The sequence below is a fragment of the Cycloclasticus sp. PY97N genome, assembly GCF_002443175.1.
Lineage (GTDB): Bacteria > Pseudomonadota > Gammaproteobacteria > Methylococcales > Cycloclasticaceae > Cycloclasticus > Cycloclasticus pugetii.
In genome coordinates this window covers 1,155,241-1,168,994 of the sequence record NZ_CP023664.1, presented here as the reverse complement: position 1 = coordinate 1,168,994, position 13,754 = coordinate 1,155,241, and the positions used below count along the sequence as shown (strand labels likewise).

The 13,754-nt window shown below is 42.5% G+C and carries 14 protein-coding genes and 1 tRNA gene; 8 read left to right on the top strand and 7 right to left on the bottom strand.

What is annotated here, in order from left to right:
• The 7 genes from flgH to flgB are packed head-to-tail and all read right to left on the bottom strand — an operon-like array spanning position 1 to position 5,071.
• Complete coding sequence (flgH, locus tag CPC19_RS05770) at positions 1–681, bottom strand: flagellar basal body L-ring protein FlgH (protein ID WP_015006215.1); 681 nt, start codon at positions 679–681, stop codon at positions 1–3.
• Positions 682–697: 16 nt separating this feature from the next.
• Positions 698–1,486 carry a flagellar basal-body rod protein FlgG gene (gene flgG, locus CPC19_RS05765; RefSeq protein ID WP_015006216.1) on the bottom strand — a complete coding sequence of 263 codons (789 nt, stop codon included), beginning with the start codon at positions 1,484–1,486 and terminating at the stop codon, positions 698–700.
• Positions 1,487–1,495: 9 nt separating this feature from the next.
• Positions 1,496–2,236 carry a flagellar basal-body rod protein FlgF gene (flgF, locus tag CPC19_RS05760; protein WP_015006217.1) on the bottom strand — a complete coding sequence of 247 codons (741 nt, stop codon included), beginning with the start codon at positions 2,234–2,236 and terminating at the stop codon, positions 1,496–1,498.
• A gap of 27 nt (positions 2,237–2,263) precedes the next feature.
• Positions 2,264–3,544 carry a flagellar hook protein FlgE gene (gene flgE / locus CPC19_RS05755; RefSeq protein ID WP_015006218.1) on the bottom strand — a complete coding sequence of 427 codons (1,281 nt, stop codon included), beginning with the start codon at positions 3,542–3,544 and terminating at the stop codon, positions 2,264–2,266.
• A gap of 19 nt (positions 3,545–3,563) precedes the next feature.
• A complete protein-coding gene (locus CPC19_RS05750; protein ID WP_015006219.1) occupies positions 3,564–4,244 on the bottom strand; it encodes a flagellar hook assembly protein FlgD in 681 nt (226 codons plus the stop codon).
• Positions 4,245–4,256: 12 nt separating this feature from the next.
• Positions 4,257–4,676 (bottom strand): flagellar basal body rod protein FlgC, encoded by a 420-nt coding sequence (gene flgC, locus CPC19_RS05745; RefSeq protein WP_016390084.1) that lies wholly within the window; start codon positions 4,674–4,676, stop codon positions 4,257–4,259.
• 2 nt (positions 4,677–4,678) lie between these two features.
• Positions 4,679–5,071, bottom strand: a complete 393-nt coding sequence (gene flgB / locus CPC19_RS05740) for a flagellar basal body rod protein FlgB (RefSeq protein ID WP_016390083.1) — start codon at positions 5,069–5,071, stop codon at positions 4,679–4,681.
• Positions 5,072–5,408: 337 nt separating this feature from the next.
• Here flgB and flgA point away from each other — a divergent pair, with 337 nt between their 5' ends.
• From flgA to lpdA, 8 genes are all read left to right on the top strand, one after another.
• Positions 5,409–6,110 (top strand): flagellar basal body P-ring formation chaperone FlgA, encoded by a 702-nt coding sequence (flgA, locus tag CPC19_RS05735; RefSeq protein WP_015006222.1) that lies wholly within the window; start codon positions 5,409–5,411, stop codon positions 6,108–6,110.
• A 70-nt stretch (positions 6,111–6,180) separates the two neighbouring features.
• The gene (gene flgM, locus CPC19_RS05730; RefSeq protein ID WP_016390082.1) at positions 6,181–6,504 is read left to right on the top strand and encodes a flagellar biosynthesis anti-sigma factor FlgM; all 324 of its coding nucleotides are present in this window, start codon (positions 6,181–6,183) and stop codon (positions 6,502–6,504) included.
• Positions 6,501–6,992 (top strand): flagella synthesis protein FlgN, encoded by a 492-nt coding sequence (locus CPC19_RS05725; protein ID WP_015006224.1) that lies wholly within the window; start codon positions 6,501–6,503, stop codon positions 6,990–6,992. The genes flgM and CPC19_RS05725 overlap by 4 nt, the downstream gene beginning before the upstream one ends.
• A gap of 6 nt (positions 6,993–6,998) precedes the next feature.
• Entirely contained in the window at positions 6,999–7,736 is a 738-nt protein-coding gene (locus tag CPC19_RS05720) for a flagellar brake protein (protein ID WP_015006225.1), read from the top strand.
• Between the two features lie 131 nt (positions 7,737–7,867).
• A tRNA-Arg gene (locus tag CPC19_RS05715) sits at positions 7,868–7,944 on the top strand.
• Positions 7,945–8,059: 115 nt separating this feature from the next.
• Positions 8,060–10,879 carry a 2-oxoglutarate dehydrogenase E1 component gene (locus tag CPC19_RS05710; protein ID WP_016390080.1) on the top strand — a complete coding sequence of 940 codons (2,820 nt, stop codon included), beginning with the start codon at positions 8,060–8,062 and terminating at the stop codon, positions 10,877–10,879.
• 29 nt (positions 10,880–10,908) lie between these two features.
• The gene (gene odhB / locus CPC19_RS05705; protein ID WP_015006227.1) at positions 10,909–12,165 is read left to right on the top strand and encodes a 2-oxoglutarate dehydrogenase complex dihydrolipoyllysine-residue succinyltransferase; all 1,257 of its coding nucleotides are present in this window, start codon (positions 10,909–10,911) and stop codon (positions 12,163–12,165) included.
• Between the two features lie 13 nt (positions 12,166–12,178).
• Complete coding sequence (gene lpdA / locus CPC19_RS05700) at positions 12,179–13,612, top strand: dihydrolipoyl dehydrogenase (protein WP_015006228.1); 1,434 nt, start codon at positions 12,179–12,181, stop codon at positions 13,610–13,612.
• Positions 13,613–13,754: the final 142 nt, after the last annotated feature.

The window sequence follows — 13,754 nt, the reverse complement described above, 5'->3', positions numbered from 1 at the left end:
CTAAAACGGGAACACCGCACTGATAAAGAAACGTGCTAACCAACCAATTTTATTAGCATCTGCCAGTGCACCTTCACCTGTATACATGATAGTGGCATCGGCAATTCTTGTAGATTCCACACTATTATCGGGGTTAATATCGGTTGGACGAATAATGCCCGATAAGCGAATATACTCATTACCCTGATTTAAACGAACACGCTTTTCACCACGAATTTTTAAATAGCCATTCGGTAAGACATCTATCACGCTAACGGTAATGCTACCGCTGAGGCTATTATTTTGTGTGCTTTCAGTCTCACCTGCAAAGTCACTCGCTGAAGCCAAACTGCTATCAAGATTCAAACCAAATTTAGAGGGGTCACTCATACCCAAAATGGTAGGCGTAGAAATTGAAGTACTGTTATCTTTTTTGATATCAGTATCGGCTTGTTTCTTTGCATTGGTTTTTTCAACCAAATTAATCGTTAAAATATCACCGATTCTTCTGGCTCTTATATCTTCAAATAAACTCACCTCATAACCCGCTTGATAGATAGAACCATTATTGCTTTGTGGCACTTGATAAGAGGTCGGCTTAGCAGGCACATACTCCGGATCGTGGCGAGGTTTACTCATATTATCCATCATCGCGCAACCGGATAGCATGAACACTAAGACAAAGAGTTTAAGGGTTTTCATTATCATGATTCCTTGTTTATAAATCCTGCATTAAACGTTGTAGCATTTGATCTGAATTTGAGATGGCCTTTGAGTTCATTTCATACGCACGTTGAGTTTCGATCATGCTGACCAACTCTTCTACAACGTTCACGTTAGAGGTTTCTAATGAACCACCTGATAACAGACCCACGCCTGTTTCGCCCGGTGTCGTTACCGTTGGGCTACCACTGGACAAAGACTCCCTAAACTGATTTTCACCAATGGGGTCTAGACCTGTTGGGTTAATAAAGTCGGCCAGTGTAATATTGCCTACCTGACTTGGCGTAGAATTACCGGCTTGTAAAACTGACACCGTGCCATCCACACCGACAGTAACACTTAAGGCATCTTCTGGAATGGAAATAGAGGGCTCTAATGGGTAACCGCCTGATGTTACCATTTGGCCATCGCCATCCAGTTTAAAGCTGCCATCACGTGTATAGGTAATACTGCCATCAGGTCTTAAAATCTGGAAAAAACCACGGCCATTTACCGCAATATCAAGCGAGTTTCCTGTTTGCTGAATAGTCCCTTGGGTATGCGTTTTTTCAGTAGCAACCGTACGAACCCCTGTACCAATCTGCAACCCCGTCGGCAAGATGTTATCTTGTGACGATTGCGCTCCAACTTGTCGTACATTTTGATACAACAAGTCTTCAAACACCGCTCTCGACTTTTTGTAACCGGTTGTATTAACGTTGGCTAGGTTGTTTGAAATAACCGACATCCGCGTTTGTTGCGCTTCTAGTCCCGTTTTACTAATCCACATTGCTTGCGTTGACATTTAACTCTCCTAACTGACGCGCATCAATTGAGCGCTTGCTGCTTCGTTTTCACTGACTGTTTTCATCATTTTGACCTGTAACTCAAAATTTCGAGCCAGCTCAATCATGCTGACCATCGCGTTGACAACACTCACATTACTACCTTCTACAGATCCTGATACCAAACGCACTTCGGCACTGGGTTGAGCATCTAGTCCGCTTTTTAATCGGAATAAACCATCCTTACCTTTTTCAACATCTGCTAGCTCAGGGTTCACCAATTTAATTCTATCGATGGTTGATAATGTTGCCGCACTATCACCCAGTGGAATAATACTAACCGTGCCATCGCTACCAATTTCCACCTTGTCAGCCTCTGGTATCGCCACAGGACCACCGCCACCCATCACTGCTAAGCCTGTACCGGTTGTTAGCACCCCATTGGGTGTAATTCTCAAATCGCCCGCACGGGTATAGGCTTCGGTGCCATCTTCTGCCTGAACAGCTAACCAGCCATCACCATTAATAGAGACATCTAAGTCTCGGCCTGTTGACTGTATGGTGCCGTGGTCAAAGTCTATTCCAGGGCGCTCAGCCATCGCATAAACATTCGACGGAAGCCCTGCGCCATATACTGGCATGCTTCTAAATTGAGACAAATCGGCTTTAAAGCCCGTGGTATTCGCATTCGATAAATTATGTGAATTCACCGCTTGCGCCAACATTGCTTGCTTGGCACCGCTCATTGCTACATAAAGGCTACTGTCCATTTAATTTCTCTCTTCTTGAATCAGTGATTATCGAATATTAATAATGGCTGTTTGGATTTCATTCTCAGTTGAAATCGCTTGAGCATTCGCTTGGAAGTTACGCTGAGCAGTAATCAAACTCACCAACTCCGTTGCAATATCAACATTAGAGGCTTCAAGCGCACCAGACTGAAGTGAGCCAAAGCCTGCCGTACCAGCAGAACCAATCACTCGGTCTCCAGCAGCAAATGTATCGGCCCAAGACGTATCGCCTAGTTGACGCAAACCATGTGAATTGGGAAAGGTTGCCAACGCTACCTGACCTAACTCTGTGGATTGACCATTGGTGAACGTTGCAGAAACAATACCTGCCTCATCAACACTGATGCCGCTTAGACGACCAGATGCAAATCCATCTTGACTCAGTGAGTTAACAGCAAAATCGCCGCCATATTGGGTAGTATCCGAGTAATCAAAGTTTAACGCTAAGTTTGCAGCCCCATTACTCATTGGCAATGCATCAAAGGCAACATTGCCACTACTGGGCGTTGCCGCCTCAGCAATACTTTGAAATGAACCAAGGCTATCAAAGGTCATCGTCAAAAAGTCATCGGCTCCCGCATTTAATGTTAATGGGTTACCATCTACATACGTATGCACTTGCCATTCATTACTACTGGGGTCACTTGCAACGTAATACATCGTGGCAGGAAAATCATTGCCTAATGAGTCAAAAACCGTTGTTGATGTTGAATGGTTGTAACTATCCGCATCTGTTGCACTAAATTCTGTTGGATCAATCGGGAAAGTCGTATACGTTGATGGAACAGTTTGTTGAGAATCCAGGTTTAATGTAGGTTCAACACTGGTTGTTGCCGACGGCGCAGAGTCTCCGGTACTTAATTGCAGCGAGGCAAGGTTACCTGTATTAAATGTGCCATTCCCATTTGATGGGAATGTTTGTAACTGTCGCCCAGAACTATCAACAACAAAACCATCCTTATCGGTTGAATAAGCCCCTGCCCGAGTATAAACATTAGTTCCATTATCACTTAGAACAAAAAACCCATCACCGTTGATCGCTAGATCTAAACTACTGGAGGTAAATTCAACATTACCTTGGCCAAACTGCTGCGACACACTGGCAACACGAACACCACTACCCGGTGTATTACCAGACACACCTGTAAAAGAGGTAGCAAACACATCGGCAAACTCTGTACGGGACTCTTTAAAACCATTTGTAGAGGCATTGGCAATATTGTTACCAATCACCGATAAATCAGTTGCTGAGGCATCAAGCCCACTTAATGAAGTACGAAATGACATAGTATTCTCCTAAACGTGTTTAAAATATTCTTGAAACATTGCTAAATGGCACACTGCCTAGACCCGACAGGTTCAGTTGCAATGGTTTACCTAGGCCGCCCAAGGTAACGCTGTCAACATCTGCCGAAATTTGTGTATCCAATTCAAAATTTTGACCGTCGATACGCGCTTTAGCATCAACGTTATAAAGCCCCGGAGACGCCACCGTTCCATCTGAACGTTTGCCATCCCATGAGAAAGCAACAGGGCCTGCAGATTGTGTTCCTAGTGGAATGGTCTGCACTATCTGCCCTGCTTGGTCAGTAATATTGATTGAAACGTCTGGTGAACTGGTCGGTAACGTCAGCTCTCCATCAATTGAGCCCCCCGCTGTTAAGACACCTGCCTGTAGCGGAACATTAACCCTTCTTCCCACTAAATTAGCTGCCTGTAGAGCTTGGTCATTTGATACAGATGACGCAAATTCTGAGAAAGAGGTATTCAATCCATCAATGCCAGTGACTGTACTAAATTGTGCTATTTGACCTAAGAAATCACCACTTTCCATTGGCTTCATGGGGTCTTGGTTATTTAGCTGTGTAACCATCAGTTTGAGGAAATCGCCCTGCCCTAGATCACTGTTTGATTTACTGGTATTTGTCGCCGTACTTTGTTGAGCAAGGCCTAAACTTTGTAGCGTATTAAAATCGACTTCTGACATGGTTATTCTCCGTTACTGACCAATTTTTAATGTTTGTTGTAAAAGTTGCTTTGCCGTATTTAGCACTTCAACATTATTTTTGTAGCTTTGACTTGCAGACATCATGTTGGCCATTTCTTCAACCACATTAACGTTTGGCTTAAAAATATATCCGTCTTGATTCGCCATTGGGTGTTGCGGCGCATATTCGCTGCGAAGAGGCGACTGGCTTTCGACCACGCCCAATACGCGAACTTTTTTTGCGGCCGATTGTTGGTTAGCCATTGCTCCGTCTAGCACTTCAGCAAAAATTGGCTGGCGCGCACGATATGTCTCACCGGTACTGCTGCTTACCGTTTCAGCATTCGCCATATTGCTGGCCACCAAATTTAAGCGGGTTGTTTGTGCGCTCATTTCGCTACCTGCCACATCAAAAATATTATATAAAGACATGCTTATTCACCCCTTAGCGCTGAAAGGTAACTGGAAATTTTGCCGTTCACAAAACGCAGAGACGTTTGATAGTCCATTGCATTTTGCGCATACTTTGCTTGCTCAACCTGTGCATCCACCGTGTTACCGTCTAGCGAAGCGCTTAACGGTGTACGATAAGCAAGAGCAACCGTCGCTGGTGTTTTATCAAACCCAATATGCTGATGATGTGTTTGTGTCACATGACCTGCCGCTGTGTTGAGCCTGTTTAAAACTGACTTAAAATCAAAGTCTCTTGCTTTATAGCCTGGCGTATCGGCATTAGCCATATTAGAGGCTAATACTTCAGCGCGTTTAGAACGATAAATAAGCGCTTGTTCGTGTACACCAAATAATGAGTCAATCGTTGTTGCCATCTGTCACTCCTGTTTCGTTGAAAACAATAAAGCAGAAACCATGCCATTTTTTTAATCTAATTAAATCAATAGGTTATAAAAATAAAAGGGTGGGTAAATAGCGGCAAGAACGGCAAAAAAGCGGCAAAGCGGAAAGCATTGGGGACAAAATTACATACTTTTAATAACGGGGTAAGCTTGTACCAAGCACCCCTTCCTCTGCATTACCTTATATAGAACTATCTAAACGGTTCGTTATTATCATCTCCGATTCCATTTACAAATGTCTTTATTACGGCATATTTAATGCATATATATTTCTAACCTATACATCGTCACGATATTGCACATAACGTTTATGAAATCATTGTTAACACTAATCACTTTATTACTGCTGTTTTCTCCGCTGCTCTTTGCAACAGAGCAACCGTTTGAAGATCATCAAAATATTCTGGACAATGCACATACCTATTTAACCGACAGACTGGCTAAGCAACATTTAGAACACAATATTACCGTTCAAAACATAGACTCACGGCTCAAACTCAAAAAATGTTCTTCAGAGATTGACATAAGCCTCACCCAAGCGCCTGTAAAACCAGGAAAAAATACATTAAAAATTGAATGCATATCGCAGACTCCTTGGCGAATATTTATGACGGCACAGGTTCAACTTTTCAGCCATGCTTTGGTTTTTAACCAGCCGTTCAACAAAGGGCACCTTCTTAAAGAATCTGACATTACATTAAAAAAAATTGAACTGACAGGACATCGATCCGCTTACTTATCAGAGTCTAAACATGCGATAAATCATGTCTTAAAAAGGCGAGTTCGCCGAGGCGATCTTGTCAGTGTCAATATTTTGTCAACCCCAACCCTTATTAAAAAAGGTGACAACATCACAATCATTGCAAAAAACAAAGGCTTCCAAATCAGCATGAAAGGCATTGCATTGATGGCCGGAGGCAAAAATGACAAAATCAAAGTGAAAAACATTAAAACCAAAAAAATCATCCAAGGAATTATTTCTGATTCGCAAACTGTTAGAGTAAGCATATGAGAGCGTCTATTAACCATCAAGTTTCCTTACAAATCGCCGATACAGGTGATGCATAGCCACAGGAATTATTATGTCTATTAATATCAAAAAAACCGGCCATAAATCAGCTCAGAGCCCTGTTAACAAAGCAAATAACACCAAGAAAAACACCAAAAGTAGCGCCAAAAACGCTACTAAAACAGCTGATAGTGATAGTATTGATTTAACTGAAAACGCATCCAAACTCCAACAAATTGAACAGTCTCTTCAAGACATTCCTGTTATTGATACCGGTCGTGTAGAGGCCATTAGCCAATCCATTGAAGAGGGTCAGTACAACATCGATAATGAAAAAATAGCTGATCGAATTATTAAAAGTGAAACAGCGCTTCACCTTAAAAAGAAATCATCATGACAAAAAAATCATCGGATCAACTTATTGAACTAATACAACAGCTTGAGCACATCTCAGGTCAATTAAACAGCACCTTAAAAAAAGAACAAGCCGTTTTGAAGCTGAAAGACAGTCAGCAATTATTGGAACTTTCTGACGAAAAAAAAGCCTTAGTTACCCACCTAGAAAACCACACCAAAACCACGCATATTTTTTTAAGAAACATGAATATCAACAAAGGTCTTTACGGTTTTTCAGATGCCCTTTCCAGCTTAGCGCCTGGAGGTATCAAGACATTACTAGAAAAAGCCTGGTCCAACATTCAAGCTTTAGCGGAAGACAATAAAGAACTGAATCAAATAAACGGCTCCATTATTGAGCTTAATCGTCGACACACCCAACGCTCACTGGATGTTTTACGTGGACAAGCGAGCACAACCACATCTACATATGGGGCAGACGGCCATGCCGCTAACAGTAAAGTATCAAGAAACATCTCCATTGCTTAATTACACGTGAACTTTATATCCAGTCTAAAGTCATTATTGCGCTCAGAAGAAGAGGAACAAACACCCAACCCTAACCCAAATTTTATCGTTCGGCCCTCTCGCATTAAACACATGTTGCAAATTCTAATGGAATCGCATGTACAAGTTTCGCTGGTATTCGATAATCAATTAGAGTGCACCAGTAGATTACTTGACGTATCAACAAACGAATTAATACTCGATCAATTAAATAACCGAGCCGCTCATCTTAAAATGCTACCCGGCACGGTTATACAAGTTAACGCCAAGCATCACGCCGTTCCTTTTAATTTTAGCTCAACTATTACCGGCACATTGCACGATGGCAGCTACCTGATGGCGATGCCCGAAAAAATATATCACCCCCAAAAAAGATCCTTCTTCAGAGTACCCATTGAGAATATCGAAAAGTATAAATTTACCGCTGCCATTCAGTTTTCTGAAAACCTTATTTCAGGCTATGTTTACGATGTTAGCTTCGGCGGTATTTGCATTGCGGTTTATTCAAACTCTTATGTGAAAAAAGGCTCTATTCTAACGCCTGCCAGCATGACCCTTAAAGACGGTAGTACTATTCAGTTAGATTTAACCGTTTGCTCTGTAAAAAAGTCTCCGTTAGAAGGCTTTACACGCGTCGGCTGCGAATTCCTTAACTTGGCCAGCCAAGAAAAAAGAGAGATCCATAAATTTATTACAGCATGTGAACGCGAACGCGCAAAAAAATAGTCTCCCTCAAGTTCACAAAGCTATAAAAATAAGCGTTTTGCGCTATCCCTAAAAAGCCCAATAGTGATATTATTTGACGCGAATTAATCAGGGTTCCATTTTTAAAATACATTTGACAATTCTTTAATATGGCCTCGGTAGCTCAGCTGGATAGAGCGCACCCCTCCTAAGGGTGAAGTCGCAGGTTCGAATCCTGCTCGGGGCACCACTATAGTGCTAAATATTAAGCATTAACAAAATGAGTAATTTAAACCCTTATCTTTTCTTAAAACTCGATTACACTTACAAACCCCTACATAAATTTAGACAGACGGAATATTTTAATGAACAATTTAATGCAGTTATTTAAAAGCACTTCCGCCCTAAATGGTGCTAATGCAAACTTTGTTGAAGACCTATATGAGCAATACCTCAATGACCCAGAATCAGTTGATGAGCAATGGCGAGAAAAGTTTCATTCCATACGATCGAATGCTGAAACAGTTGATATCCCCCATTCATCTATTAAAAAACACTTTTCTAACCTCGCCAAGGCTCCCACCGGAGTTCGTGTCATTCAAGGCGGCCTTTCTTCAGAGCAATTAGCCAAACAAGCTGCTGTTTCAAGACTGATGAATTCATATCGAATTAATGGTCATAAACAAGCTAATGTAAACCCACTAACACCACCAAAATCACAACTAATTGCTGAATTAGATATCGCTTTTCATGGGTTAAGTGAGCTTGACCTTAATACGCAGTTTGACACAGGTACCTTACACAACACACCTGAACAATTAGCACTGAAAGATATTCTGCCAATACTCAAAGAAACCTATTGCAACAGTATTGGTGTTGAATACATGCACATTAGCGACACTGAAATGCGCTCTTGGGTAAGACGCCGTATGGAAGGCCCACGCGCTCGCCTAAACCTTGAGGCCGATCAGAAAAAATGGCTACTAAAGCTACTGACCGCCGCTGAAGGCATTGAAAACCACCTGCACAGAACCTATGTTGGGCAAAAACGTTTCTCACTAGAAGGTGGGGAAAGCTTAATTCCGATGCTTGACGAAATGCTTCAACGACTAGGTGAGCATGGCGTCAAAGAAACCGTTATAGGCATGGCTCACCGTGGCCGGTTGAATGTTCTCGTCAATATTTTCGGTAAAAAGCCATCCATTCTTTTTGAAGAGTTTGAAGGCAAGCGTTCTGCCTCTCCAGCCAAAGACGGCTCTGGCGACGTAAAGTATCACATGGGCTTCTCCTCGGACATTAATACGCCAGGAGGGGAAATGCACCTTGCCTTGGCTTTCAACCCTTCTCATCTAGAAATTATCAACCCAGTTATTGAAGGCTCAGTACGTGCAAGACAAGATCGACGCGGTGAAACAGGCGAAGATGAAGTTGTTGCTATTCAAATACATGGTGATTCGGCTTTTTCTGGTCAAGGCGTGATCATGGAAACGTTGCAAATGTCTCGTACCCGTGCCTATGGCACAGGCGGCACGATTCACATTGTTATCAATAATCAAATCGGCTTTACCACCAGTAACCCTGCTGATACACGATCAACATTGTATGCTACCGATGTGGCTAAAATGCTGGAAACTCCTATTCTGCATGTTAATGCAGATGACCCAGAAGCCGTTTTGTTTGCAGCTCAGCTAGCCGTTGATTTCCGTCATGAGTTTAGACAAGACATTGTTTTAGACATGGTTTGTTATCGCCGACGTGGCCACAATGAAGCGGATGAACCGGCTGTGACTCAACCATTGATGTATAAAACTATTCGTGAGCTACCGACTACGCGTAAAATTTACGCCGATCGTGTTGTTAATGAAGGCTCATTATCTGCCGACGTGCCGAAAAACTTAGAGTCGGAGTATCGTTCTTCTCTAGAAAAAGGTGAAATTGTCTCACGGCCAATTTTAGAACATAAAGTTAACCCGTTTGTTGCCAAATGGAATGCCTTTTTATCAAGCAAGTGGGATGACCCGTGCGACACCACGGTACCTGCCAAAGAGTTTCATGAGATCTCCGACCTCATGCTTACCTTACCGCCGGAATTTTCACTTCAAAACCGAGTGGAAAAAGTACTAGAAAGCAGAAAAAAAATGTCTGTTGGCGCCTTACCTATCGACTGGGGTTATGCTGAAAACATGGCCTATGGAACATTACTAAGTAAAGGTAGAAATATTAGAATGACGGGGCAGGACGTAGGCCGCGGAACATTTTTCCACCGCCATGCCGTTTTGCATAATACGCAAAATGGTGAGACCTATACCTCGCTAAGACATATGTTTCTAGAACAAGGTAGATTCTCTCTCTATGATTCTTTTCTATCTGAAGAAGCGGTTCTAGGTTTCGAGTATGGCTACTCCACAACAGAACCCGATGATCTAGTTATATGGGAAGCACAATTTGGTGATTTCGCCAATGGTGCACAAGTGCTGATGGATCAATTTATAAGCTCAGGTGAAACAAAATGGGGGCGCATCTGTGGTCTTGTTATGTTATTACCTCATGGTTACGAGGGCCAGGGCCCTGAACATTCATCAGCCCGCTTAGAGCGTTACCTACAATTATGCGCCGAACATAATATGCAAGTTTGTGTTCCATCGACACCAGCACAGATCTTTCATTTATTACGCCGCCAAACATTGAGTTACTTCCGTAAACCACTGATTATAATGAGCCCTAAGAGCTTACTGCGACACAAACTAGCAACATCTACCTTAGAAGAGCTCACTGAAGGCAAGTTTCACCCACTGATTCAAGAAGTGGATGATATTGATCCTAATAAAGTCACAAGACTGATCGTCTGCTCTGGAAAAGTCTATTATGATTTACTCGAACAGCGCAGAAGCGATGGCCTTGAAAACGTTGCTATTTTCAGAGCCGAACAGCTTTACCCATTCCCTATCGATGAGCTACATGAGTCTTTTGAGCAATACCCTCAATTAAAACAACTCGTTTGGTGTCAAGAAGAGCCCAAAAATCAAGGTGCCTGGTACCAAATTAGACATCGGTTTTTTGATTTACTCAGCGAGAAGCTAGAACTTAAATATGCAGGTCGGCCTATGTCAGCATCACCAGCCGTTGGTCAATTTAGCCTACATGTTGAACAGCAACAAAAATTAATCCATACAGCACTTTATTAAAAAATAGACTTTAAAAAAAAGGAACAAACATGAGCATTGAAGTCGTAGTACCTAGCCTTCCAGAATCCGTTGCCGATGCCACTTTAGTAACTTGGCATAAACAAGCCGGTGACACCGTTTTAAAAGATGAAAATCTAGTTGACCTCGAAACAGATAAAGTAGTTTTAGAAGTCCCTGCACTGTCAGATGGCGTGTTAGCAGAAATCATTGAGCCAGAAGGTTCTACTGTATTAAGCGGCCAATTGCTGGCTCGCATAGAAGCTGGTAGCGCCAAACCAGAAACCCCAAGCCCAAAAGCAACACCGGCAAAATCAGAACCAGCAACAACGACTTTACCTGCTGAAAAAAATTCAGGTTCAACTGAAGCACTTAGTCCTGCTGTTAGAAAACTCGTTGCTGAGCATGGATTAGACCCCCAACAAATTGCAGCCTCAGGTAAAGGCGGCAGAATCACCAAAACCGATGTGCTAAACCATATCAAGCAACAGTCTAGTAATGGCGTCACAACAGCTTCAGCAACCATGAGCAATTCGGCACCGAGCAAAGCGGCTAAGGCAACACCAATGCCAACCTTACCAACAAGTGAGCGTGCAGAACAACGCGTGCCGATGACACGCCTTCGAGCAAAAATTGCAGAGCGCTTAATTCAAGCTCAGCAAAACACGGCTATGTTAACAACGTTTAACGAAGTAAACATGCAGCCTATTATGGACATTCGCAGTAAATATAAAGATCAATTCTCGAAAGTTCATGATACAAAATTAGGCTTTATGTCATTTTTTGTTAAAGCAGCCGTTGAGTCACTTAAGCTTTTCCCATCAGTCAACGCCTCTGTTGATGAACAAGATATTATTTACCATGGTTATTATGATATCGGCATTGCCGTTTCATCACCTCGCGGCTTAGTAGTGCCGGTACTGAGAGATGCAGACCTGAAAAATTTTGCCGCCATTGAAAGCGGTATTGCTGAATTTGGTATCAAAGCCCGTGATGGAAAATTAGGCATCGATGATCTAACCGGCGGTACATTTACAATCACTAATGGTGGTGTATTTGGCTCAATGATGTCGACTCCTATTTTGAACCCACCACAAAGTGCTATTTTGGGTATGCATGCCATTAACCAACGAGTGATGGTAGAAAACGGTGAAATGGTTATACGTCCTATGATGTATCTAGCCTTATCTTATGATCATCGAATTATAGATGGTAAAGAAGCAGTGTCCTTTTTAGTCACTATAAAAGACTTCTTAGAAGACCCCGCAAGATTACTGTTAAACGTTTAATAGGGAGCATCCCATGAGTTTAGATAATAAATTTGACGTTGTTGTCATCGGCGGTGGACCGGGTGGTTATGTCGCCGCAATTCGTTGCGCTCAACTTGGCCTAAAAACAGCCTGCGTTGATGAGTTTACTGATAAAAACAATAAAGCATCCCTTGGTGGCACCTGCCTAAATGTCGGTTGCATACCGTCTAAAGCTCTACTTGAGTCCTCACATCATTATGAACAGTTAAACCACGGCTTAGATGAGCATGGTATCAAAGTAACTGGGCTGAAGATTGACGTGCCCACAATGATCAAAAACAAAGACGATATCGTAAGTCGTCTTACCGGTGGCATCAGTGGTCTCTTTAAGGCTAATAAAGTCACCAGCTTTCATGGTCGCGGAAAATTACTGGCTGGGAAGCAAGTCGAAATCACTAGCAACACTGATGATGTTTCTGTTATTTCAGCAGACAGCATTATCTTAGCAACCGGCTCACGCCCTATCGATATCCCCTCTGCCCCTGTCGACAACATAAATATTGTCGACTCCACTGGCGCACTGAATTTTGATAAAACACCTAAAAAATTAGGCGTAATTGGGGCCGGTGTCATTGGCCTGGAATTAGGCAGCGTATGGAACCGCTTAGGGTCGGATGTTGTGTTACTTGAAGCCCAAGATGAGTTTTTACCGGCAGTAGATACAAAAATAGCAGCAGAAGCCAAACGGCAATTTAAGAAACAAGGACTTGATATCAAAATGGGTGCCCGCGTTACCAAGGCGACCACAAAAGCTAAAAAAGTAACTGTCAATTATGAAGATGCTTCAGGCGAACATACCATAGAACTGGACAAATTGATCGTATCGGTTGGTCGCAGGCCCAACACAGATAATTTATTTGCTCCAGAGTCTCCAATTGAACTTGATGAACGCGGTTTTATTGAAGTTGATGAGATCTGGCAAACAAGTCAACCTTGTGTTTATGCGATTGGTGATTTGATTCGTGGGCCGATGCTTGCTCATAAAGCTTCTGAAGAAGGCGTTGCCGTCGCTGAAGTCATTTACGGTGAAGAACCTGAAATAAACTACGATGTTATTCCAAATGTTATCTACACTGGTCCTGAAATTGCATGGGTTGGGCAAACCGAACAACACCTTAAATCTGCAGGTATAAAAGTAAAAATAGGCACGTTCCCTTTTGCAGCGAGTGGTCGTGCTCAAGCCCTAGGCGATACCACGGGTATGGTCAAAATCATCTCTGATGAAGAAACAGATCAAATTCTAGGTGTGCACATTATCGGCGCACAAGCATCTGAGCTTATCGCTGAAGCAGTATTGGCGCTAGAGTACTCTGCTAGCACTGAAGATCTCGCATTAACCATTCATGCCCATCCAACACTTTCTGAGGCACTGCATGAAGCTGCCCTCGCTGTTGATAAGAGAGCATTGCATATTCCTAATCGTTAAGTTGTAATAGTTAAGGTTGTTTATTGAAGTACGTCAATACCATCATCAAGACGATGTTGACGTACTTCAACACCTCCCCCTCCCCAGCACTAATCAAATAGCACATTATTTAATTATTACCCATTGGCTAGGCTCATTAAGA

Coding starts and splice junctions, on each gene's coding strand:
- flgH (WP_015006215.1), bottom strand. CDS start 681: ATGAAAACCCTTAAACTCTTTGTCTTAGTGTTCATGCTATCCGGTTGC.
- flgB (WP_016390083.1), bottom strand. CDS start 5,071: ATGGCAACAACGATTGACTCATTATTTGGTGTACACGAACAAGCGCTT.
- lpdA (WP_015006228.1), top strand. CDS start 12,179: ATGAGTTTAGATAATAAATTTGACGTTGTTGTCATCGGCGGTGGACCG.
- flgE (WP_015006218.1), bottom strand. CDS start 3,544: ATGTCATTTCGTACTTCATTAAGTGGGCTTGATGCCTCAGCAACTGAT.
- flgF (WP_015006217.1), bottom strand. CDS start 2,236: ATGGACAGTAGCCTTTATGTAGCAATGAGCGGTGCCAAGCAAGCAATG.
- flgG (WP_015006216.1), bottom strand. CDS start 1,486: ATGTCAACGCAAGCAATGTGGATTAGTAAAACGGGACTAGAAGCGCAA.
- CPC19_RS05710 (WP_016390080.1), top strand. CDS start 8,060: ATGAACAATTTAATGCAGTTATTTAAAAGCACTTCCGCCCTAAATGGT.
- CPC19_RS05750 (WP_015006219.1), bottom strand. CDS start 4,244: ATGTCAGAAGTCGATTTTAATACGCTACAAAGTTTAGGCCTTGCTCAA.
- odhB (WP_015006227.1), top strand. CDS start 10,909: ATGAGCATTGAAGTCGTAGTACCTAGCCTTCCAGAATCCGTTGCCGAT.
- flgC (WP_016390084.1), bottom strand. CDS start 4,676: ATGTCTTTATATAATATTTTTGATGTGGCAGGTAGCGAAATGAGCGCA.
- CPC19_RS05725 (WP_015006224.1), top strand. CDS start 6,501: ATGACAAAAAAATCATCGGATCAACTTATTGAACTAATACAACAGCTT.
- flgM (WP_016390082.1), top strand. CDS start 6,181: ATGTCTATTAATATCAAAAAAACCGGCCATAAATCAGCTCAGAGCCCT.
- flgA (WP_015006222.1), top strand. CDS start 5,409: ATGAAATCATTGTTAACACTAATCACTTTATTACTGCTGTTTTCTCCG.